Annotated in this window: 23 protein-coding genes, 2 pseudogenes and 1 riboswitch; of the genes and pseudogenes, 12 read left to right on the top strand and 13 right to left on the bottom strand. The window is 71.5% G+C overall.

What is annotated here, in order from left to right; all coding sequences use genetic code 11:
• The first annotated feature begins 46 nt into the window (after positions 1 to 46).
• The 3 genes from QQM39_RS35620 to QQM39_RS35610 all read left to right on the top strand — a co-directional run bounded on the left by QQM39_RS35620 (position 47) and on the right by QQM39_RS35610 (position 2,242).
• Positions 47 to 1,057, top strand: coding sequence for a DEDDh family exonuclease (locus QQM39_RS35620; protein WP_302001695.1), 1,011 nt, complete (start codon positions 47 to 49; stop codon positions 1,055 to 1,057).
• A 79-nt stretch (positions 1,058 to 1,136) separates the two neighbouring features.
• Positions 1,137 to 1,370, top strand: a complete 234-nt coding sequence (locus QQM39_RS35615) for a hypothetical protein (protein ID WP_302001694.1) — start codon at positions 1,137 to 1,139, stop codon at positions 1,368 to 1,370.
• A gap of 83 nt (positions 1,371 to 1,453) precedes the next feature.
• Entirely contained in the window at positions 1,454 to 2,242 is a 789-nt protein-coding gene (locus tag QQM39_RS35610; RefSeq protein WP_302001693.1) for an SURF1 family protein, read from the top strand.
• Positions 2,243 to 2,505: 263 nt separating this feature from the next.
• Here QQM39_RS35610 and QQM39_RS35605 read toward each other — a convergent pair.
• Positions 2,506 to 2,763: pseudogene (locus QQM39_RS35605) on the bottom strand (carbon starvation protein A); the annotation flags it as partial.
• Here QQM39_RS35605 and QQM39_RS35600 point away from each other — a divergent pair.
• The 4 genes and pseudogenes from QQM39_RS35600 to QQM39_RS35585 all read left to right on the top strand — a co-directional run.
• Positions 2,763 to 3,067: pseudogene (locus QQM39_RS35600) on the top strand (sigma-70 family RNA polymerase sigma factor); the annotation flags it as partial. The pseudogenes QQM39_RS35605 and QQM39_RS35600 overlap by 1 nt on opposite strands.
• A complete protein-coding gene (locus QQM39_RS35595) occupies positions 3,064 to 3,462 on the top strand; it encodes a hypothetical protein (RefSeq protein WP_302001692.1) in 399 nt (132 codons plus the stop codon). The pseudogene QQM39_RS35600 and the gene QQM39_RS35595, both read left to right, overlap by 4 nt.
• 243 nt (positions 3,463 to 3,705) lie before the next feature.
• Positions 3,706 to 5,493: a glycoside hydrolase family 15 protein gene (locus tag QQM39_RS35590; protein WP_302001691.1), complete on the top strand. Its 1,788-nt coding sequence runs from the start codon at positions 3,706 to 3,708 to the stop codon at positions 5,491 to 5,493.
• A 5-nt stretch (positions 5,494 to 5,498) separates the two neighbouring features.
• Positions 5,499 to 6,254, top strand: a complete 756-nt coding sequence (locus QQM39_RS35585) for an SDR family oxidoreductase (protein ID WP_302001690.1) — start codon at positions 5,499 to 5,501, stop codon at positions 6,252 to 6,254.
• On the opposite strand, the gene amaP is transcribed toward QQM39_RS35585, so the two are convergent.
• The 5 genes from amaP to QQM39_RS35560 are packed head-to-tail and all read right to left on the bottom strand — an operon-like array spanning position 6,251 to position 8,617.
• On the bottom strand, positions 6,251 to 6,829 hold the full coding sequence (gene amaP / locus QQM39_RS35580; protein WP_302001689.1) for an alkaline shock response membrane anchor protein AmaP: 579 nt from the start codon (positions 6,827 to 6,829) through the stop codon (positions 6,251 to 6,253). The two genes, QQM39_RS35585 and amaP, sit on opposite strands and share 4 nt — an antisense overlap.
• Before the next feature lie 5 nt (positions 6,830 to 6,834).
• Entirely contained in the window at positions 6,835 to 7,518 is a 684-nt protein-coding gene (locus QQM39_RS35575) for a DUF6286 domain-containing protein (protein ID WP_302001688.1), read from the bottom strand.
• Complete coding sequence (locus tag QQM39_RS35570) at positions 7,515 to 7,898, bottom strand: Asp23/Gls24 family envelope stress response protein (protein WP_302001687.1); 384 nt, start codon at positions 7,896 to 7,898, stop codon at positions 7,515 to 7,517. The genes QQM39_RS35575 and QQM39_RS35570 overlap by 4 nt, the downstream gene beginning before the upstream one ends.
• Entirely contained in the window at positions 7,895 to 8,080 is a 186-nt protein-coding gene (locus QQM39_RS35565) for a hypothetical protein (RefSeq protein ID WP_302001685.1), read from the bottom strand. Before QQM39_RS35565 ends, QQM39_RS35570 begins: the two co-directional genes overlap by 4 nt.
• 57 nt (positions 8,081 to 8,137) lie before the next feature.
• Positions 8,138 to 8,617 (bottom strand): Asp23/Gls24 family envelope stress response protein, encoded by a 480-nt coding sequence (locus QQM39_RS35560; protein WP_302001683.1) that lies wholly within the window; start codon positions 8,615 to 8,617, stop codon positions 8,138 to 8,140.
• An 87-nt stretch (positions 8,618 to 8,704) separates the two neighbouring features.
• Here QQM39_RS35560 and QQM39_RS35555 point away from each other — a divergent pair, with 87 nt between their 5' ends.
• Positions 8,705 to 9,427, top strand: coding sequence for a nucleopolyhedrovirus P10 family protein (locus tag QQM39_RS35555; RefSeq protein ID WP_302001682.1), 723 nt, complete (start codon positions 8,705 to 8,707; stop codon positions 9,425 to 9,427).
• A 12-nt stretch (positions 9,428 to 9,439) separates the two neighbouring features.
• Here QQM39_RS35555 and QQM39_RS35550 read toward each other — a convergent pair whose 3' ends face one another.
• The 4 genes from QQM39_RS35550 to QQM39_RS35535 all read right to left on the bottom strand — a co-directional run bounded on the left by QQM39_RS35550 (position 9,440) and on the right by QQM39_RS35535 (position 13,424).
• Positions 9,440 to 10,243 (bottom strand): enoyl-CoA hydratase/isomerase family protein, encoded by an 804-nt coding sequence (locus QQM39_RS35550; protein WP_302001681.1) that lies wholly within the window; start codon positions 10,241 to 10,243, stop codon positions 9,440 to 9,442.
• Between the two features lie 132 nt (positions 10,244 to 10,375).
• A complete protein-coding gene (locus QQM39_RS35545; protein WP_019758351.1) occupies positions 10,376 to 10,594 on the bottom strand; it encodes a helix-turn-helix domain-containing protein in 219 nt (72 codons plus the stop codon).
• Between the two features lie 335 nt (positions 10,595 to 10,929).
• Positions 10,930 to 12,528, bottom strand: coding sequence for an ABC-F family ATP-binding cassette domain-containing protein (locus QQM39_RS35540; RefSeq protein ID WP_302001680.1), 1,599 nt, complete (start codon positions 12,526 to 12,528; stop codon positions 10,930 to 10,932).
• A gap of 92 nt (positions 12,529 to 12,620) precedes the next feature.
• Entirely contained in the window at positions 12,621 to 13,424 is an 804-nt protein-coding gene (locus QQM39_RS35535) for a hypothetical protein (RefSeq protein WP_302001679.1), read from the bottom strand.
• A 253-nt stretch (positions 13,425 to 13,677) separates the two neighbouring features.
• Here QQM39_RS35535 and QQM39_RS35530 point away from each other — a divergent pair, with 253 nt between their 5' ends.
• Complete coding sequence (locus QQM39_RS35530; RefSeq protein ID WP_302001678.1) at positions 13,678 to 14,115, top strand: VOC family protein; 438 nt, start codon at positions 13,678 to 13,680, stop codon at positions 14,113 to 14,115.
• A 12-nt stretch (positions 14,116 to 14,127) separates the two neighbouring features.
• Here QQM39_RS35530 and QQM39_RS35525 read toward each other — a convergent pair whose 3' ends face one another.
• From QQM39_RS35525 to QQM39_RS35515, 3 genes are all read right to left on the bottom strand, one after another.
• Positions 14,128 to 15,540, bottom strand: coding sequence for a hypothetical protein (locus QQM39_RS35525; RefSeq protein WP_302001677.1), 1,413 nt, complete (start codon positions 15,538 to 15,540; stop codon positions 14,128 to 14,130).
• A gap of 208 nt (positions 15,541 to 15,748) precedes the next feature.
• Positions 15,749 to 16,876: an alpha/beta hydrolase gene (locus tag QQM39_RS35520; protein ID WP_302001676.1), complete on the bottom strand. Its 1,128-nt coding sequence runs from the start codon at positions 16,874 to 16,876 to the stop codon at positions 15,749 to 15,751.
• Between the two features lie 208 nt (positions 16,877 to 17,084).
• Positions 17,085 to 17,816, bottom strand: a complete 732-nt coding sequence (locus tag QQM39_RS35515) for a class II aldolase/adducin family protein (RefSeq protein ID WP_302001675.1) — start codon at positions 17,814 to 17,816, stop codon at positions 17,085 to 17,087.
• A 217-nt stretch (positions 17,817 to 18,033) separates the two neighbouring features.
• Here QQM39_RS35515 and QQM39_RS35510 point away from each other — a divergent pair, with 217 nt between their 5' ends.
• The 3 genes from QQM39_RS35510 (at position 18,034) to QQM39_RS35500 (ending at position 20,458) form a co-directional block, all read left to right on the top strand.
• The gene (locus QQM39_RS35510; RefSeq protein ID WP_302001674.1) at positions 18,034 to 18,783 is read left to right on the top strand and encodes a lysozyme; all 750 of its coding nucleotides are present in this window, start codon (positions 18,034 to 18,036) and stop codon (positions 18,781 to 18,783) included.
• A 174-nt stretch (positions 18,784 to 18,957) separates the two neighbouring features.
• Positions 18,958 to 20,193 carry an inorganic phosphate transporter gene (locus QQM39_RS35505; RefSeq protein ID WP_302001673.1) on the top strand — a complete coding sequence of 412 codons (1,236 nt, stop codon included), beginning with the start codon at positions 18,958 to 18,960 and terminating at the stop codon, positions 20,191 to 20,193.
• A 43-nt stretch (positions 20,194 to 20,236) separates the two neighbouring features.
• Complete coding sequence (locus QQM39_RS35500; RefSeq protein ID WP_062142391.1) at positions 20,237 to 20,458, top strand: hypothetical protein; 222 nt, start codon at positions 20,237 to 20,239, stop codon at positions 20,456 to 20,458.
• Between the two features lie 148 nt (positions 20,459 to 20,606).
• A riboswitch (cobalamin riboswitch) is annotated at positions 20,607 to 20,750 on the top strand.
• The last annotated feature ends 46 nt before the right edge of the window (positions 20,751 to 20,796 follow it).

The following is a 20,796-nucleotide window of genomic DNA, read 5'->3' as shown; positions in this document are numbered from 1 at the left end:
ACCTGACGGCCAGGAGTGTCAGTCCCGGCCCGTATCCTCAGTGACCATGCTCGAAGACCGTACTGCCGCAGCGCCCTCCGCCACAGTGTGGCCGGCCGCGTATCCCCAGGGATACGCGGTCGTTGACGTGGAGACCACGGGCCTGGCCCGGGACGACCGGATAATCTCCGCGGCCGTCTACCGGCTGGACGCGCGCGGCGAGGTCGAGGACCACTGGTACACACTGGTCAATCCCGAGCGGGACCCGGGCCCGGTCTGGATCCACGGTCTGACGAGCGACGTGCTCGAAGCGGCACCCCTCTTCCAGGACGTCGCCGAGGAGTTCTCGGCCCGGCTCGACGGCCGGGTGCTGGTCGCGCACAACGCCGTCTTCGACTGGCAGATGATCGCGCGGGAGTACGCGCGCGCGGAGCGCGAGGCCCCCGTACGCCAGCGGCTGTGCACCATCGCGCTCTCCAAGGAGCTGGACCTGCCGCTGCCGAACCACAAGCTGGAGTCGCTCGCCGCGCACTTCGGCGTCGTACAGCAGCGCGCGCACCACGCGCTGGACGACGCGCGCGTGCTGGCGGAGGCGTTCCGGCCGAGCCTGCGGGCCGCGGCGGCGGGCAGTGTGCGGCTGCCGCTGCAGGAGTGCCGGCCCCTGACCGAGTGGCGGGACACCCCCGCACCCCGGATCGGACAGCAGGCGGGCGGCTACAGCGGTTACGGCGGCTCCAGCGGCTATCGGACGACCAGTTGGCGTCCGTCCCGCAAGAGGCCCGCCTGCCCCTACCCCAACCCAGGACGCTACGAAGAGGGCAAACGGCTCAAACAAGGCATGCGGGTCGCCTTCTCCGGCGACACCTCGATCGAGCGCGACCTGCTGGAGGACCGCGCCATCGAGGCCGGGCTGCATGTGTCGACGAGCCTGTCCCGACTGACCAGCCTGCTCGTCACCAACGACCCGGACGCGGGGACGTCGAAAGTGGTCAAGGCCCGCCAGTACGGGACGCCGGTGATCGACGAGGCGGCGTTCGGGCAACTCCTGCGGGACGTGGAACCGGCGTCGGAGCCGTGACCGTACGGACGGGTGATTGCCGCGCGACTCGCCCGGAGCCGTCTCGCCCGGGCCGCGGTGACGGCTCACCCTGTGGCGCATGGCGACATGTGAAGTATGCGGAAACGACTACGGCATGACCTTCGAGGTGCACGCGCAGGGCGCCGTGCACGTCTTCGACTGCTTCTCCTGTGCGATCCACCGCATGGCACCGGTCTGCGAGCACTGCCGCGTCCAGATCATCGGGCAGGGCGTCGAGGTCGAGGGCCAGTGGTACTGCGGTGCCCACTGCGCCCGCGAGGAGGGGAAGGCGGGGATCGTCGACAAAGTGTGAGCCGGCCCCGACACCGACCCCGACCGCGAACCCGACCCGTACCCGCCTGAAAGCACCCCACGACCGAGTTGTACGGTCGTGGGGTGTACCGCTTCCTGTTGTCCCGGCAGTGGGTGATCCTCACGCTGGTCGCCCTCGTCCTCATCCCCACGATGATCAGGCTGGGCATCTGGCAGATGCACCGTTACGAGGAGCGCTCCGCCCGCAACCAGCTGGTCGCCGACGCGCTGGGCGCGAAGCCGGTACCCGTGGAGAAGCTGACCTCCCCGGGGCACGCCGTCACCACCAAGGAGCGGTACCGCACGGTGACCGCCGTGGGCCGCTTCGACACCGAGCGGGAAGTCGTCGTCAGGCGGCGCGTCAACGCCGACGAAGAGGTCGGTTTCCACGTCCTCACCCCCTTTGTCCTGGCGGACGGCAAGGTGCTGCTGGTCAACCGTGGCTGGATCCCCGCGGACGGTCCCAGCCAGACGGCCTTCCCCAAGATCCCGGCGCCGCCGAGCGGGCGTATCACCGTCACCGGGCGGCTGATGCCCGACGAGACGACCGAGGCGAGCGGTATCAAGGACCTCAAGGGGCTGCCCGACCGGCAGGTCATGCTGATCAGCAGCGAGGAGGAGGCGGGGCGCCTCCATGCGCGGGTGCTCGGCGGGTACGTGGTGCAGACGGCGCCCGAGCCGAAGGGGGATACGCCGGAGCTGATCGGGAAGCCCGGTGAGGAGAACGCCCCGCTGAACTATGCGTATGCCCTTCAGTGGTGGCTGTTCGCTGCCGGGGTGCCCGTCGGGTGGGTGATCCTGGCCCGCCGGGAGGCTCGTGACCGGGCGGCGGGGCAGGAGAAGGCGGTGGAGGCGGAGCCGGTGGGTGTGTAGGGTCCGCCCACTCGCCATGGGTGGCTGGTGCGTCGTCCGGCGGCTGCGGGTTGCCGGGGGCTGGTCGCGCCCACGCGGCGGAGCCGCAGATCGCACACCGCCCCGCGCCCCCTTGGGTACGCCCAGTCCCCCTGGGCTGCCAAGCCGCCGGCCCGACTCTCAGCAGCAGCGCCCCTGCCGGTGCTCCTCCCTGTGCAGCAGGCTCAGCACCTCCGTCGGTTCCCGTACGTACCACCGCACCGCCCGAACCCAGCGCACCGCCCTCACGACCGCACCCCCACCAGCGGCTCACCCGTCTGCTCGGGTACGTCGATGCGGGACTCGACGTACGGTGCCTCGGTGGTCGGCAGTGAGCCGGGACGGCGTATCGAGCGGACGCAGACCACCGCCGCGTTGACGATCACGACCGCGACCAGCAGCAGGAGCAGTGCGATCAGTACGCCGTCGGCGTACTTGGCGCGCTGGGCGAAGAAGCCGATCCTGGGGTCGGCGGAGAAGATCTTCTGCCAGCCCGCGGTGAATCTGCAATCTGACGCGGATGCGGATACGGCACCTCCAAGTGGCCCGCAAGCACGTGGAGAAGCCGGCCGACGAGCTCGTCGCCTCCGCCGAGAGCACCGCGCTGCTCCGCGACGACCAGCGCGTCCTGATCGACGCGCTCCAGCAGCTGCCCGCCCGGCAGCGCGAGGCGCTGGTGCTGCGGCACTGGCTCGGACTGAAGGAGAGCGAGATCGCCGCGGCCATGGGACCTCCTGCGGATCCGTCAAGACCCATACGGCGCGCGGCCTTGCCGCCCTGACCCAGGCGATGGAGGCCCGGCGATGACGCATCGAGATGCGACTCCGTCGCGTGGCACCAGTGCGGACCGCACGGAGCGGGAGCTGCGCGAGGCGCTCTCCGCGCTCGCCGACGGGGTGCGGTCGGCGCCCGACGCCCATCGCACGGCGCGCGGTGAGTGGCTGCGCCGGGAACGCCGGCGCCGGCTCGTCCTCGCCGTCCTCGTCGCGGTCGTGTGCGCCCTGGCCACACTGATCGGGCTGTGGGTCCTCAACCAGGCCCCGGCCGATCCCGGCGTGATCTTCTCCGGCACGGGGTCCACGACGGACTTCTCGCTCACCGGGTCCACGGCGGACTTCTCGCTCACCCGGGCCCCGGCGGACTTGTCGCTCACCCGGGCCCCGGCGGGCGCATCACTCGCCGGATCCCCGGCGAGCGCATGACTCACCGGATCCCCGGCAGGCGTGTCGGTCACCGGATCCCCGGCGAGCGCATGACTGGCGGATCCCTGGCAGACGTTTCGGCCACCGGATCCCCGGCAGACGTTTCGGCCACCGGGTCCCGATCAGGCGTTTCGGCCACCGGATCCCCGGCAGGCGTGTCGGTCACCGGGCCCCAGCCGGGCGTATCACTCCCCCGGCCTCACCCCTGATTGGCCCACCGACCCTTGGGGAACCCGCAATTGCGTGCACCCGCGCATCGAGGACTACGCCCTCATCGGCGACGAGCAGACGGCCGCTCTCGTCGGCAGGGACGGCTCCGTCGACTGGCTGTGTCTGCCCCGCTTCGACTCGGGAGCCTGCTTCGCCAGACTCCTCGGCAACAGCGACAACGGCCACTGGCGCATCGCCCCCAAGCATGTCAAGGGCCCCTGCACCCGCCGCGCCTACCGCCGCGACACGCTGGTGCTCGACACCGAGTGGGAGACCGACGAGGGCGCGATACGCGTCACCGACCTGATGCCCCAACGCGACCGCGCCCCCGACCTCGTGCGCATCGTGGAGGGCCTCGACGGCCGCGTCACCGTGCGCAGCACCCTGCGGCTCCGCTTCGACTACGGCTCGATCGCGCCCTGGGTGCGCAAGACCGACGGGCACCGGGTGGCCGTCGCCGGCCCCGACTCGGTCTGGCTGCGCAGCGAACCCCATGTACACACCTGGGGCAAGGACTTCGGTACGCACTCGGAGTTCACGGTCGAGAAGGGGGAGAAGGTCGCGTTCGTCCTCACCTGGCACCCCTCGCACGAGCCGCGCCCGCCGCTCGTCGACCCGTACAAGGCGTTGCGCGCCAGCGTCCGGGACTGGCGGAAGTGGGCAGGGCAGTGCCGCTACGACGGCCCGTACCGCGACGCCGTCGTCCGCTCCCTGATCACCCTCAAGGCCCTCACCTACCGGCCCACCGGCGGCATCGTCGCCGCCCCCACCACCTCGCTCCCCGAGGAGACGGGGGGCGTGCGCAACTGGGACTACCGCTACTGCTGGCTGCGCGACTCCACCCTCCTGCTGAACGTGGGCCTGTCGGCGGGCTATCGGGAGGAGGCCGAGGCCTGGCGCGACTGGCTGCTGCGCGCGGTCGCCGGCGACCCGGCCGACCTGCAGATCATGTACGGCCTGGCGGGCGAGCGCCGGCTGCCCGAGTTCGAGGTGCCGTGGCTGCCCGGCTTCGCCGGCTCCAGCCCCGTACGCATCGGCAACGAGGCCGTGAAACAGCTGCAGTTGGACGTGTACGGCGAGGTCATGGACACGCTGGCACTGGCCCGGGACGCGGGCCTGCCCATCAAGCCGCACATGTGGGCGATCCAGTCCTCCCTCATGGAGTGGCTGCGCGCGGAGTGGCGGCAGCCGGACGAGGGGCTGTGGGAGGTGCGCGGCGGCCGCCGCAACTTCGTGCACTCGAAAGTGATGGTGTGGGTGGCCGCGGACCGGGCCGTGCGCACCCTGGAGAAGAACCCGAAGCTGAACGGCGACCTCGACGGCTGGCGCGAGCTGCGCGACGAGGTGCACCGCGAGGTGTGCGAGAAGGGCTACGACGCCGAGCGGAACACCTTCACGCAGTCCTACGGCTCCCGCGAACTCGACGCCGCGCTGCTGCTCATCCCGCGCGTCGGCTTCCTGCCGCCGGACGACCCGCGCGTCACCGGCACCATCGACGCGATCCGCGCCGAGCTCAGCCACGACGGCTTCCTGCGCCGCTACAGCACCGACGAGACGACGGTCGACGGGCTGCCGGGCGGCGAGGGCACGTTCCTGGCCTGCTCGTTCTGGCTCGCGGAGGCGCTGCACATGACGGGTCGTACGCGGGAGGCACACGAGCTGTTCGACCGGCTGGTGGGGCTCGCCAACGACGTGGGCCTGCTGTCCGAGGAGTACGACCCGGTGGCCGAACGCCAGCTCGGCAACTTCCCGCAGGCCTTCAGTCACATCGGCCTGGTGAACACCGCCCTCGCCCTGTTCGGGGGCGACGGGGCAGGATAGGGGCCATGGATCTTGGACTGAAGGACCGGGTGTACGTCGTCACGGGGGCCACCCGTGGACTGGGCAACGCGGCGGCACGTGAGCTCGTGGCCGACGGGGCGAAGGTCGTGCTGACCGGCAGGGACAAGGAGCGGGCCGCCGCCGCCGCGGCCGAGCTGGGGCCGAACGCCCTCGGGCTGGCCGTCGACAACTCCGACCCGGACGCGGCGGCACGGTTGATCGCTGCCGCGCGGGATGCGTTCGGGGGCTTCGACGGCATCCTCGTGAGTGTCGGTGGGCCACCGGCCGGGTTCGTCGCCGACAACACGGACGAGCAGTGGCAGGCCGCGTTCGAGTCGGTGTTCCTCGGTGCGGTTCGGCTCGCGCGGGCGGCAGCGACGGAACTGGAGGACGGCGGGGTCATCGGGTTCGTGCTGTCGGGGTCGGTGCATGAACCGATTCCGGGGCTGACCATTTCGAATGGGCTACGGCCGGGGCTCGCCGGGTTCGCCAAGTCCCTCGCGGATGAGTTGGGGCCGCGGGGAATTCGGGTCGTGGGACTGCTTCCGTCCCGTATCGACACGGATCGTGTGCGGGAGCTGGACGGCATGTCCGCTGACCCGGAGGCCACTCGGGCGGCGAATGAGGCCCGCATTCCGCTGCGGCGGTATGGGATGCCGGAGGAGTTCGGGCGTGCGGCGGCGTTTTTGTTGTCTCCGGCCGCGTCTTATCTGACGGGGATCATGTTGCCTGTGGATGGCGGGATGCGGCACGGGTTCTAACTGACCCTTTCCGCACGGTGCTTGACGCCCTTCAAGCGAACCTCTGTCGGCAGTGACGCCAGGCCCGCTGAATTGCGGGCGTGGGTCAGGGCCTGGGTGGTGAGGTCGTTCAAGGCCGTGCCCGGGTCCACGTGCGGTTCCAGCAGGAGGCGCACCTGGGCCTCGGGGGCGCTGCGCCTGCCCCGTAGGTGGACGGGGGCGCGCTGGACGCCCTCCAGGCCCCCCGCCTCGCCCGCCAGCACGCCCTCCAGGGCCCGGCCCCGCAGCAGGGCGCCCTCGCCGTCGCCGGTGTCGACCAGGACCTCGGCGAGTCGGCGCCGGCGCAGGACCGAGGTCAGCCACCACAGGGCGAGCAGGACCAGGACGGCGAGTACGGCGATGACGGTCGGCCACCACCAGCCGTCGTCCCGCCAGCGCGTCCGCTCGGCGTCGCTGAGCAGGACGTCGTGCCGGCTGTCGTGGATCCACCAGGAGGGGGGCTCCAGCCCCAGTCCCACGGCCAGTACGGAGCCGCCGATCACGAGCAGCACCAGCCCGACGAGCCCGATCAGCACCCGGTTGACCACCCTGAGCACGGCCCTCACCCCTTCCGTCCGAGCCGCCGTACCCGCACCGACAGCGAGGGCGGCCGGGCCAGCCCCAGGCCCCTGATCGCGTCGGCGAGTACGGCGTCCAGGTCGGCGCGTACGTCGTCCAGGTCGCGGAAGTGCGAGACCGCGCGGACATCGGCCTTGGCGCGGCCCATCCGCACCCGTACGGACTGGACCCCGGGGACCTCCATGGCCCGGTCGCGCAGGACGAGGGCGGCCAGGTCGCGGTGGAGGCCGGCGCGGACGTCGGGGTGGGTGCGCCGCATCGGCAGGACCGAGCGCAGGCCAGGCGTGGTGGCCAGGACCAGCAGCCACAGGCCGAGGACCGCGGCGACGCCCGCGCCGACCAGCACCCAGATGTCGTCGAGGGGGCGTTCGGCGAGCTGGTGGGCCAGTTCGCGGCGCCAGCGCATGGCGGACCGGTCGGCGCGCACGGCGGCGATATCGTACAGGAAGACGCCGGCGCCGAGGAAGAGCAGGAGCGCCGTGATCGCGGCCGGGATCCGGCGTGCCGACCAGAAGCGGCCCGCGCCGCCGCCCTTGCCGTCGACCGGGGGCGGCGGCTCGTAGTCCGCCGCCGACGCCGACTGGTCGAGGGGGTGGTCGGGTCCGGTCGTCTTCTCCATGACCGGCAGTCGTTGTGTGGTGCCCTCGGAGCCCTGGGACTCGCTCATCGCGTCCTCCCGTGTGCCGCGCCCTGTCCGGGCGCCGGGTGCAGCCGCTCCACGTGCACGGCGACCTCCGGCACCTCCATGCCCACCAACGCGCCTACCCGCTCCGCGACATGCCGACGCACGGCGGCGCATCGGGCGCCGATGTCGGTGGGGTAGTCGAGTTCGAGGTGGACACGGACGCGGGCGGTGTCGTGGGCGACGACGACGTCGGCGTAGGGCCGGTCGGCGTCCTCGGCCAACTTCCCCACCGCCTCGCGCGCGGCCTGCGAGGCGATCTTCGCGACGACCCGGTCGGCGATCCGGGTCGCCCCGCGCTCACCCGGCGGAACGACGGGAAGGGGTCTGCCGAGCTCTCCGGCCCCCGCGCTCACCGGCCTCACCGCCGCCGTTCGTCACGGCGCCGGAAGAAGTCACCGAACTCGTACTCGCCCTCCAGGAACCGCCCGGCGACGAAACCGACGGCGCCCAGGGCCGCCACCAGCAGGAAGGCGCCGAATCCGCCGAAGTACCCGGCGAAGCCCAGTACCATGCCGGCGATCATGCCGACCACGGCCATGCTCATGGTGCGCTCCTCAGCTCCTCAACGGCTTCCGCCGCCGAGTTGTCGGTCGCCGATGCCTCACTGGATCCTGCGCTCCGGTTCCTCTTCCTCTTCCTCCGGAAGCTTCACATCACTCACCGCGATGTTGACCTCGACCACTTCGAGGCCGGCCATCCGCTCGACCGCGGTGATCACGTTCTCGCGGACATCCCGGGCCACGTCGGCGATCGACACGCCGTACTCGACGACGATCTCCAGGTCGAGCGCGGCCTGCACCTCGCCGACCTCGGCCTTCACGCCCCGCGTCACCGACTTCGGTCCACCGCCGGGCACCCGCTCGCGCACGGCCCCGAGGGTCCGCGACAGTCCGCTGCCCATCGCGTGCACGCCGTCGACATCACGTGCGGCCATCCCGGCGATCTTCTCCACGACGCCGTCCGCGATGGTCGTCCGCCCCCGGGCACCGGGGTCTCCCCCGCCGCGCCTGGGCGCCTGGGTCTTTCGTGTGCTGAGGGCCTCGCCCTCCGTCCCCCGGGTCTGCTCCGTCGTCTCAGTCATGGCAGCACGTCCTTTTCGGTTGTCCTCCCTTGACCACGTTAGTCATGGTTACGCGATCGCGCGCCAGGGATGCGGCAGGCTGGAGGAATGACGACGACAGACCGGTGGACGCAGGCAGTGAAACGACAGCTCCGCCTCGGCAGGCTCCTGCCCCTGGGCGGCCCGCACGACGGCGCGTGGATCTCCGAGGAGGCGGCCGAGTCGGTACTGCGGCGCGCGGCCGAGGACATGCGCGGGGTACGGCTGGACGCGCTCCGGATCGCGCTCATCGACCCGGACGACGCCGAAGAGGCGGCCGTACCCCCGCCGCCGAGCGCATTGCCGCCCGGGCCCCTACGGGTGACGGCGGACTTCGCGGCGACGGCGGCCGAGGCGCTGCCCACGACGGCGGATCGGCTGCGTGACCTGCTGGCCACCGCGGCCACGGAAAGCCTTGGCCTGACAGTGACCGAGGTGGACCTACGCGTGACGGCCCTGCTCGACGAGGACGCGGAACCCGCTCCCGTACGGCAGCCCGAGCCGACGCGGGCCGCCGAGCCCGGGAGCCCCGACGAGGAGCGCGTCGCCGCCGCGGCCCTGGCGGTACCAGGCGTGACCGAGCTGACGGGCGCTCTGGGCGGGTTGGGCCGTGCCATGCACATCGAGGAACGGCAGGACGAGGCCGCCCTGCCGCGCCGTCACGTGCGCGTGGAGATCGCGGTGAGCGCGGACCGCCGGCCTGTGGAAGTGGCCCGGGAGGTCCGCGAGTGGGTAGGCGAGGCGCTGGCCGATCGCCCGACGGTGGCGGTGCTGATCACGGCCGTCGGCTGATCAGCGCATGGCTCATTCGCCGAGGCCGGCCAGGTCCCGCAGCCGCCGCGCCTGCGCGGCACGCTCGGCGCCGCGCTGCTCGTCGTACGTCCGGTCCACGGCACCACGAATCAGCGCCTTGGTCTCGATCACGGCATCCCGCGGCGCGGCCACGATGGCCCCCGCCAGATCCCGTACGGCGTCGTCGAGTTGCTCGGCGGGCACCGCGAGGTTGGCCAGGCCGCTGCTCACGGCCTCCTCGGCGAGCACGAAACGGCCGGTGACACAGATCTCCAGCGCACGGCCGTAGCCGACCAGCCCGACCAGCGGATGCGTGCCCGTCAGGTCCGGCACCAGCCCGAGGCTGGTCTCACGCATGGCGAACTGCACGTCGTCGGCGACGACGCGCACGTCACAGGCGAGCGCGAGCTGGAAGCCCGCCCCGATGGAGTGGCCCTGTACGGCGGCGATGGACACGATGTCGTTGCGCCGCCACCAGGTGAAGCCTTCCTGGAACTCGGCGATGGCGGCGTCCAGTTCGGCGTCGCTGCTACGCGCGAGCTCGATGAAGGACGGCTCGCCCTCGATCCCCTCGGGCGTGAACATCTGCCGGTCGAGCCCCGCGGAGAAGGACTTGCCCTCACCACGCAGCACGACGACACGCACGCTGCCCGGCAGCAACTGCCCGGCCTCGGCGAGCGTCCGCCACATGGCGGGGCTCTGCGCGTTGCGCTTGGCCGGGTTGTTCAGCGTCACCGTGGCGATCGCGCCGTCGAAGGTGAGCCGTACGCCGTTCTTGTCGAGCAGGGGAGCGAGTTCCTGGTCGGCCGAAGCCATGGGGTGCCTCCGATGCGTGCGGTCATCACGGGATGCCCGGGAGGGCACCCCCTAAGTGACTGCACAGTAACCACCCGGCCGATCAGCCGACCGACCGGGTGGCCACCATCGAAGCCGATGGGCCTCCCGGTCTCAGCCGGCGGCCTTCTTGCCTCGTGTCGCACCGCCACGCCCACGGAGCGTGACGCCCGACTCGCTGAGCATCCGGTGCACGAAGCCATACGAGCGGCCGGTTTCCTCGGCCAGTGCCCGAATGCTCGCACCGGAGTCGTACTTCTTCTTCAGGTCTGCCGCGAGCTTGTCGCGCGCGGCGCCGGTTACCCGGCTGCCCTTCTTCAGAGTCTCGGCCACCCGTGCCTCCTCATGGGAAGTGCGCTCTGGTCTCCTCATGATCACCCCTCCGGGCCTTCATGGCCACCCATTCGGCAAGGTCCGTGAGACCTGGTTTTGACGACAGGAGCACATCCCCACAAGCGGAATCTTCAATTCCGCCGCGAGTTGTCCGTACGGCCGAACGGGTTCTTTCGCGAAGTACCAGGTCAGGGACGCACGACGGCCGAGCCCTTGTCGATAAAGGACTCGGCCGTGAAATCGATGTAGTACACACCTCGGTACGAGGAGATCTCACACAGATGATGGATCACCGATGGGCCGAATGATCCATACGCCGGTGATCACGTATTCGATCAAGCCAGGGCGACGAGATCCGCGTAGTCGGCGCCCCACAGGTCCTCGACACCGTCCGGCAGCAGAATGATCCGCTCCGGCTGGAGCGCCTCGACGGCGCCCTCGTCGTGGGTGACGAGCACGACCGCGCCCTTGTAGGTGCGCAGCGCGCCGAGGATCTCCTCACGGCTGGCCGGGTCGAGGTTGTTGGTGGGCTCGTCGAGGAGCAGGACGTTGGCCGAGGAGACGACCAGGGTCGCGAGGGCGAGGCGGGTCTTCTCGCCGCCGGAGAGGACGGCGGCGGGCTTGTCGACGTCGTCGCCGGAGAAGAGGAACGAGCCGAGCGTCTTGCGCACCTCGACGAGATCGAGGTCGGGGGCCGCCGAGCGCATGTTCTCCAGGACGGTGCGCTCGGGGTCGAGGGTCTCGTGCTCCTGGGCGTAGTAGCCGAGCTTGAGGCCGTGGCCGGGCACGACCGCGCCCGTGTCCGGCTGCTCGGCCCCGGCCAGCAGGCGCAGCAGGGTCGTCTTGCCCGCGCCGTTGAGGCCCAGGATGACCACGCGCGAGCCCTTGTCGATGGCCAGGTCGACGTCGGTGAAGATCTCCAGCGAGCCGTACGACTTCGACAGGCCCTCCGCCATCAGCGGGGTCTTCCCGCAGGGCGCGGGCTCGGGGAAGCGCAGCTTGGCGACCTTGTCCTGCTGGCGCACCGCGTCGAGGCCCGCGAGGAGCCTGTCGGCGCGCTTGGCCATGTTCTGTGCGGCGACGGTCTTGGTGGCCTTCGCGCGCATCTTGTCGGCCTGCGAGTGGAGTGCGGCGGCCTTCTTCTCGGCGTTCTGCCGCTCGCGCTTGCGGCGCTTCTCGTCGGCCTCGCGCTGCTGCTGGTAGAGCTTCCAGCCCATGTTGTAGACGTCGATCTGGGCGCGGTTGGCGTCCAGGTAGAACACCTTGTTGACGACCGTCTCGACCAGGTCGACGTCGTGGGAGATGACGATGAAGCCGCCGCGGTAGGTCTTCAGGTAGTCGCGCAGCCAGACGATCGAGTCCGCGTCGAGGTGGTTGGTCGGCTCGTCGAGCAGCAGGGTGTCGGCGTCCGAGAACAGGATGCGGGCGAGCTCGATACGGCGGCGCTGACCGCCGGAGAGGGTGTGCAGCGGCTGGCCGAGCACCCGGTCGGGCAGGTTGAGCGCGGCGGCGATGGTGGCGGCCTCGGCCTCGGCGGCGTACCCGCCCTTGGTGAGGAACTCCGTCTCCTGGCGCTCGTACTGCTTCAGCGCCTTCTCGCGGGTCGCGCCCTGGCCGTTGGCGATGCGCTGTTCGTTCTCGCGCATCTTGCGGATCAGTACGTCCAGGCCGCGCGCGGACAGGACGCGGTCGCGGGCGAGTACGTCGAGGTCGCCGGTGCGGGGGTCCTGCGGGAGGTAGCCGACCTCGCCGGAGCGGGTGATGGTGCCGCCGGCGGGGATGCCTTCGCCGGCGAGGCACTTGGTGAGGGTCGTCTTGCCGGCGCCGTTGCGGCCGACGAGGCCGATGCGGTCGCCCTTGGCGACGCGGAAGGTCGCGGACTCGATGAGGACGCGCGCACCGGCGCGCAGCTCGATACCGGAGGCGGAGATCACGGACAGACTCCAGAGCGGGGGTAGGTGGCGGGAAGGGCGGCTGAGGACGTTCCCGCCGTCTAATGCGCGAGGAGAATGGCCATGCGGTCAGTCTAACGGGGCTGTGCAACCACTTTTTCTGGGTTCGGGTGTTCGAGCCGGGAACCGCTGCCTTCCATGACGACTTCATTGCCGAGCGGTCTGCGGTGCGGGGCGACCCGTCCCAGGTCGTCCACGGCGATGAGCTGGGCGGTCCAGGCCGCGTGGGAGCAGGGCTGGGCGACGAGCAGAGCCCCATCGTGATGTACGGCACGTGCGGGCTCGAACGCGCAACCCTCACGGGCGGGCAGCACCCAGCGCAGATCGCCGTCGGCGATGCGGTACGCCAGGACGCCGCGCGGCGTCACGACACCGAGGATGCCGCGCCCGAGGGGGCGCAGGACTCCGGTGCCGCCCTGGGCCGGGAGCCACTCGGCGGCCGCGGGCAGGGCGCGGTGCCAGCGCACGGAACGGCCGTCGGTGTCCGTGACCATGCCGTCGTCCCAGAGCGTGATGGCCTCCCCGCGCGCGTGGAGTGAGGTGAGGGGGCGGCGTCCTTCGCGGGTGTAGCGCCACAGGGTCGTGCCGGTGCGGGGGGCGTAGGCCTCCAAGGTCGCGGCGCGTGTGCGCAGAGCTGTCGGGGGCGGTGGCGTCGGGTGCCGGGGGGCGGCGTGATCCCCGCGCGCGTGGCCGGCATGGACGGTGAGGTGGTCGCCGTAGGGGGTGGGGCGTGCGTGGTGGGCGAGCGCCAGGAGCGGGACCGCGAGGAGGAGGGCCAGAACCGTCGGCAGCAGTCGGGATCGGGGGGCTGCGGGGGGCTCGGGAGCGGCACCGAGAGCCGCAGTCGCGTCGACCGCCTCGACCGGCAGAGCGGCCATCACGCCCCCTTGGAGCCCGTCTCGGAGCCTTCTGGGCCCGTCCCGGAACCCGCTTCCAGCGGACCCGGCGCAGAGCGTAGCCACCCTCGCGGCGAGGGGCGGGGCTTGCCGTCGGGACACGGCGAGGGGGGCCCGGGCTGTCCCCCGCATGGCGGCCTCGGCTCACGGGCCGTTGTCAGTGGTCGCTGCAAGACTGGCTGCGGGTCGGAATTCCGGCAGTCGACAGCAAGGATCACGAGCAAGGATCACTGCGATGGATCACGAAGGGGTGATCGGCATGGCGGGCACGAGCGGTGGGCGTCCGAGCATCTACCCGACGCTGCTGTACGCGGACGCGAAGGCGGCGATCAAGCAGCTCACGGAGGCCTTCGGCTTCACGGAGCTGGCGGTGTACGAGGCCGAGGACGGCTCGGTGGCACACGCCGAGCTGGTGCAGGGCAACGGCGCGGTGATGCTCGGCTCGAAGGGCACCGGCAGCGCCTTCGACAAGGTGATGAAGGACGCGGGCACGACCGGGGTGTACGTCGTCGTGGACGACGTCGACGCACACCACCGACGGGCCGTGGAGCACGGCGCGGAGATCCTCATGCCCCCGACGGACCAGGACTACGGCTCGCGGGACTACATGGCCCGGGACGTCGAGGGCAATGTGTGGAGCTTCGGCACCTACGCCCCTGAGATGAAGGGCTGACGCCGGTCCGGCTCAGTTCCCCCCGGTGTGCACCTGGAAGGCGGCGCGGCGTACGGCCTTCGCGAGCGCCGGGTCGGGGTGCGCGGCGGCGAGCGCGACCAGGACCTGCACGGTGCGGGGATGGCCGACGGCACGCACCTCGTCCAGGAGCATCGGCACCGTCGGCTGCACCGCGGACTCCAGGTGCCGTACGAGCATCGGGGCCTCGCCGTGGTCGGCGACGGCGGCGGCGGTGTCGACCCACAGCCAGGTGGCCTCTTCCCGGGTGAGCACCTCGTGGGCGTCCTCGGGGTCGACGCCGTCGTGCTCGGCGAGCCACAGCAGGGCGTAGGGCCGCAGCGTCGGCTCGTCGTGGACGGCACGCACGTCGGGCTCGGCGGGGGCGCCGACGACGCGCAGCGCCTCGAAGGCGAGGCCGCGCAGCAGGGCGTCCTCGCCCCGGGCGGCGTCGAGGAGTTCGGTGACGGCGCTGCCGACGGGGCGGGCGGCGAGCCAGGCGCGGTATTCGTCGCGGGCGGCGTTCGGGCGGAGCTGGGCGCAGCCGCGGAGCATGTCCTCGGCGGACTGCTCGATGTTCCCGGCGGGGCTCTGGGCGGCGACGCAGATCTGCTCCAGCTTGACCCAGACCGCCCAGTTGCCGAGCGGGGTGAGCGTGGCCTGGCCGTCGCCGTAGGTGAGGGCGCCGACGGAGGCGAGGGCGTGCAGGGCCCAGTCGAGGAGGGGGGCGAGGGGCGTGTCCTCCACGGCGGGCGCGTCGGCGACCGGCTCCGGTTGCGGCTGCGGCCCGTAGGGGATCTCGCAGCGCTCGGTGCGCAGTTCGGTGACCCGCTGCTCCAGCAGGTCCAGGAGCTGCTCCACCGGGACCGGGCCGGCGGACAGCTGCAGGAAGGAGAGCACCTGGGGCATGGCCGAGACGACGTCGGCCACGGCGGCGGCGTGCTCGTGCTGCTCGGGTTCCGGGTGGGCGAGCGACCAGGCGTCGAAGAGGGCGACCCAGCCGCGCAGTACGGCGCTGTCGTCGCGGTCCCAGGCGCGCAGCCGCCAGCCGGGGCGGGCGCTGTCGCCGTGCACCTCGACGAGGCCCGCGAGGCGGGCGGTGTCCCAGTCGGCGCGGACCTGAGCGACGGTCAGGCCGAGGTCCTGGGCCGCGCGTTCGGCGGTCGCGTCGGAGAGGGTGCCCTTGCCGTCGGGGTTCCCACCGTCACCGCCGGGGCGCAGCGCGGCGTCGGCCCAGTGGGCGACGCGGGCCGCGCCGGCCAGACCGGAGCGAGCCATTCTGGCCAGCTCGGACCGGGCCGGGGTGCCCTCCGGAGGACGGGGCGCGGGGCGGCGTGGGCGCCGCTGGTTCACAGCTCTGGGGGCGGCGGCCAGGGGTCGCGGGCGGACGAGTCGAAGCCTGGAGTCGCGCGGGATACGGGACGTCACGGGTGCAGTCTTCCGGTTGACGGTCCGAAAACCCAAACGGAATGTCACGAGGGGCGACGGGGATGGCCAACGCACGGGGCCCGGCGGGCGGCGAGGGACTCATAACAGGCCAGTGGTACGGGGTTAAACGGAATCCGTGGGACCGGTGTGGGGAGGCGGGTGCGGGACAAGGTCGGAGCAGGTGCGGAGGGGTGTCGCTTCGGCTGCGTCACATGAGCGGTGTGATGAAGCGGCGCAGGGACTCCTCGTAGGACTCGGGGTCGGCGTTCCACATGGCGGCGTGGGGAGCGTTCTTGACCGTGTTGAGGGCCACCAGGTTGGGGTGGGCGTCGGCCAGCCGGCGGGAGAGGGCCCAGGGGGCCACCCTGTCGTCGGGTCCGTGGAAGATCAGCGTCGGAACCGTGAGGCGGTCGGGGGCGCCGGTGTCGTTGCCGCGGTCGGCGCTCAGGCCGGTGCGGCCCTGTGCCGCGCGGACCGCGAGCGGCAGCAGCGCGCTGGGCGTGTGGCGGGCCGTGGCGAGGGCGCGCAGGGTGGCTTCCCAGCTGAGCACCGGGGAGTCCAGGACGAGGCCCGAGACATGGTCACGCAGCCCGGAGTGCGCGGCGGCGCGCAGCGCCATCGTCGCGCCGGTGGACCAGCCGAGCAGGACGAGCTGCTTGGCGCCGTACCGCACGGCGTAGCGCATGGCCGCGTCCAGGTCGCGCCACTCGGTCTCGCCGAGGTGGTTCAGGCCGTCCGGCGGGCGGGGTGCGCCGAGGTCGCCGCGGTAGGCGAGGGCGAGAACCGGGAAGTGGCGGCCGTTGAGGAACTCCATGACGTTCATGGCCTGTTCGCGGGTGGTGCCGAGGCCGTGCACGGCGATGATCCAGGTGTCGCGGGCGCCGGGGACGAACCATGCGGGCAGGGCGCCGAGTTCGCCGGGGATGTCGACGTCGGCGTGGTCGAGGCCGAGGGCGGCGCTCGGGTTGCCGACGTGGACGTTGGGGGTGAGCCAGACGCTGTCGCCGGGTTGGAGGGTGCCGTGCGTGACGCGTTCCAGGCGGCGTACGACGGTGTCGGCGGAGTGGTTCGCCGTGGCGAGGACGGGGCCGACGACCGCGTGTGAGCCGTCGCCGGAGAGGCCGTAGGTGCCGGGTCGCAGGGAGGCCAGGTCGCGGGTGAGCGCGATCTGGCCGGCGGCCGTGGCGTGCACGGTGAGTTTGGGTTCGGTGGGCAGGGGGCGGCCCGCGGGCGCGGTCAGCGCGGCTCCGCTGGCGAATCGGCCGGCCGCCACGGTGGCGGCGCCGGCGCCCAGGGCCACGGTGACGGCGGCGGCCGTCGCTTTGACAGTGCGCACGTGTTCCAGTGTCCGGGCGGACGGGGAGAGCGGCCAGTGGGAGGGCGGGTTGGAGTGAGGTCCCGTTTTCTTCGCCCCGCCGCCCCTACCCGTCCCATCCCTGGGGGCTGCCGCCCCCAGACCCCCGCTTCGGCCCCGAAAGGGCCTCGTCCTCAAACGCCGGACAGGCTGGGAGATGCGGGCCGGCGCCGAAAAGTGGCAGCACCCGTCACCCCCGCTGCCCATACCCCCGAAGTCGCTCCCCCGCCTCCGCCACCTGCCCCTCCGACAGCAGCGTCGGCGTGAGCCCCGGTACCGACGACGCCGTGAGCCACAGGCGGGACATCCACTCGAGTTGGGCTGTGCGGTCGTAGGCCTGGTCCAGGCTCGTGCCGTAGGTGATCGTGCCGTGGTTCTGGAGGAGGCAGGCGGTGCGGTCGGTGAGGGCCTGGAGCATGTTCTCGGCCAACTCCTGGGTGCCGTACGTCGCATACGGGGCAACCCGGACGGGGCCGCCGAGGGCGCCCGCCATGTAGTGGATCAGCGGGAGCTCCGGGACCAGGGTCGAGACGGCCGTCGCGTGGACCGCGTGGGTGTGGACGACGGCGCCGGCGTCCGTGGCGCGGTAGACGGCGAGGTGCATGGGCAGCTCGCTCGTCGGCACCAGCGCGCCCAGCACCTGCCTGCCGTCCAGGTCGACCCCTGTCACGTCCTGCGGCGCCAGCCGGTCGTACGGCACTCCGGACGGCGTGACCAGCACCGTGTCACCGACGCGCACCGAGACATTGCCGGAGGTGCCGACGACCAGCCCCTCGGACACGGTCCGGCGGGCCGTCGCCACGAGGGACTCCCAGGCATCCGCCTCCTCGGGGCGCACACGCCTGCCCCACGGCTCCCCCACTTCCTGTGCACCCTCCCGCGCATCCCGCGCGCCCCGCTGGTCCCGCCGCTCCTCAGCCATACGGCGATCCTGCCAGCCGGGGCCGGCCGGGATCGCGACGCGGTCTCAAGTCGCGACGGAGCCGGGGCACTTTAGGGCGGAAGACGGACGTCCGGAAGTACACATATGCGGATACATCACCCTCTTCCCACGCTTGGCCGGGGATCGATCGGCATTCCATGACCTTCCAGTAATCTCTGGGGGATTTGTCGTGCACGTCGCCATTCCGGGGGGAAATATGGCCCGTGATCGCAAACCGTCCCGCCACCGCTCCCGCCTCATAGCGGCATCCGTGGCAGCGCTCACCCTTGGGGGGACCGCACTCGTCGAGATTCCGGCCGCGGCGGCCGGCAAGCCCAAGGGTCATGACGTCTCGTCCCACCAGAAGAACGTCAACTGGCAGAGCTCGAAGGCGAAGGGCGCCAAGTTCGTCTACGTCAAGGCGACGGAGTCCCACACCTACCGCAACCCGTACTTCAACCAGCAGTACAACGGCTCCCGCAACGCGGGCCTGATACGCGGCGCGTACCACTTCGCGCTGCCGAACAAGTCGTCGGGCCAGGCGCAGGCGGCGCACTTCGTACGCAACGGCGGCGGCTGGAAGTCGGACGGCTGGACTCTGCCGCCCGCGCTCGACATCGAGTACAACCCGTACAGCAAGCACAAGTGCTACGGGCTGAGCAAGGCGAAGATGGTCAGCTGGATCCAGTCCTTCAGCAATGAGGTGAAGCGGCTGACCGGTCGCCGTCCGGTGATCTACACCACCACGCACTGGTGGAACACCTGTACCGGCGCCAGCCGCGCCTTCGCCTCGAATCACGCGCTGTGGATAGCCCGCTACGACTCCGCGACCGCGGGGACACTGCCGGCCGGATGGCAGTTCTGGACCGTCTGGCAGTACGACAACGGCAGCGGCAGCCTGCCGGGTGACCAGAATCTCTTCAACGGGTCCATGACCCAGATGAGGAAGTTCGCCCGGGGCTACTAGCCCTGCGGCGACTGGGCCGCGCGCTGACCGACGGAGGCCGACGGAGCGGGAACTCCCCCATCCGGCAGAGCAACCCCTCCCCCGGACACCGTGCGGCCTGCCTCAGTTCATCTTCCGTTCACTCAGGTTACCTACGTTCGTCCGGACAATGACCTCGAACGATTGCCTGGGTAAATGGAAAACTTCTCGCTGATCCTCGCGATTGTGGTGGTAACCGCACTCGCGTTCGATTTCACGAACGGTTTCCACGACACCGCCAACGCGATGGCCACCACCATCTCAACCGGTGCGCTCAAGCCCAAGGTCGCGGTGGCCATGTCCGCCGTGCTGAACCTTGTCGGCGCCTTCCTCTCCGTGGAGGTCGCCAACACGATCTCCAAAGGTCTCGTCGACGAGACCGGCATCCGTCCCGAGGTCATATTCGCCGCCTTGGTCGGCGCGATCCTCTGGAACCTGCTGACCTGGCTGGTCGGACTGCCCTCCAGCTCCTCGCACGCCCTCATGGGCGGCCTGATCGGCGCCACCATCGCCTCGGCCGGCGTCGGCGCGGTCCACGGCGACGTGCTCGTCACCAAGGTGCTGATCCCGGCGATCGCCGCCCCGCTGGTCGCGGGCGTCGCCGCGCTGCTGGCCACGCGCCTGACGTACTCCCTCGGCAAGAAGGCCGACGGCAACGCCTCCAAGAAGGGCTACCGCGCCGGCCAGATCGCCTCCGCCGGCCTGGTCTCGCTGGCCCACGGCACGAACGACGCGCAGAAGACGATGGGCATCATCACCCTCGCCCTGGTCGCCGGCGGCACCCTCGCCCCCGACTCCGACCCGCCCATGTGGGTCATCCTCTCCGCGGGCCTGGCCATCGCGCTCGGCACCTACCTCGGCGGCTGGCGCATCATCCGCACCATGGGCAAGGGCCTGACCGACCTCCAGCCGCAGCAGGGCTTCGCCGCCCAGACCAGCGCGGCGACGGTCATCCTGGCCTCGTCCCACCTGGGCTTCTCCCTCTCCACCACGCACTCCGTCTCCGGCGCGGTGATGGGCGCGGGCCTCGGCCGCAAGGGCGGCGTGGTCCGCTGGTCGACGGCCACCCGCATGTTCGTCGCCTGGGGCCTCACGCTCCCGGCCGCCGCACTGGTCGGCGCGCTCGCCGAGTACGTGACCGGCTTCGGCGCCTGGGGCACGGCCCTCGTGGCGATCTTCCTGGTCGGCTCCAGCGCCGCCATCTGGAAGCTCTCCCGCCGTGAGGTCGTCGACCACACGAACGTCAACGAGACCGACGAGCCGGCGGGCGTCGTCACCACGGCGATGGCCGCCGTGACCCCGCCCCCCACGGCCGGCGCGGCGACCGAGGACCTGGCGGCCACGATCCCGGCCCCGTCCTCCGAGCCGACGCCTTCGCAGGCCACGGTCTGACACCCAGCCGCTTACTCACCCCAGTTACCCAGGAAGAAGAATCATGAAGATCGACTGGGCGGCCCTCGGCTCCGTCTTCGGCGTCAGCCTCGTGGTCACGGTGGCCCTGGTGGGCCTGTTCACCCTCGGCATCGCGGGCCTGTCCCGCCAGGAGAAGGCCTCGGCCCAGGGCGGCTCGGCCGCCCTGGCGGTCACCGGCGCGTACGCGTGCTTCGCGGCGTGCGCGGCGGCTGTCGGGTACGGCATCTATCTGATCGTGGCCTGACGCACCTCGCCTCTGCATCCGCCCTGCCCGCCACCGTCCGACGACGGTGGCGGGCAGGGCGGTTTCCTGTCCCCTCGAACGGTGGGGAAGCCACCCCGGTGTGGGGTTCTGCACACTCCGCTGTCGCAGGTCAACGGCAAGTTGACGCCCCTTCCAACCCCGTGGTGGACTTCCGGAGCCATGTACGGCGGCAGAAGAGGAAGCCGGTGAAAGTCCGGCGCGGTCCCGCCACTGTCACCGGGGTAGAAAGCCCCGGGAGCCAGGAACTCTCGCCGCCGGTCTCGTCGAACCAGGGCGTGGACACCCTGAGTGAGGACATAACGCGATGCTCGCCTGCC

It is taken from the genome of Streptomyces sp. DT2A-34, from assembly GCF_030499515.1.
GTDB lineage: Bacteria > Actinomycetota > Actinomycetes > Streptomycetales > Streptomycetaceae > Streptomyces.
The sequence above is the reverse complement of the archived record's forward strand: the minus strand, read 5'-3'. Positions and strand labels throughout refer to the sequence as shown.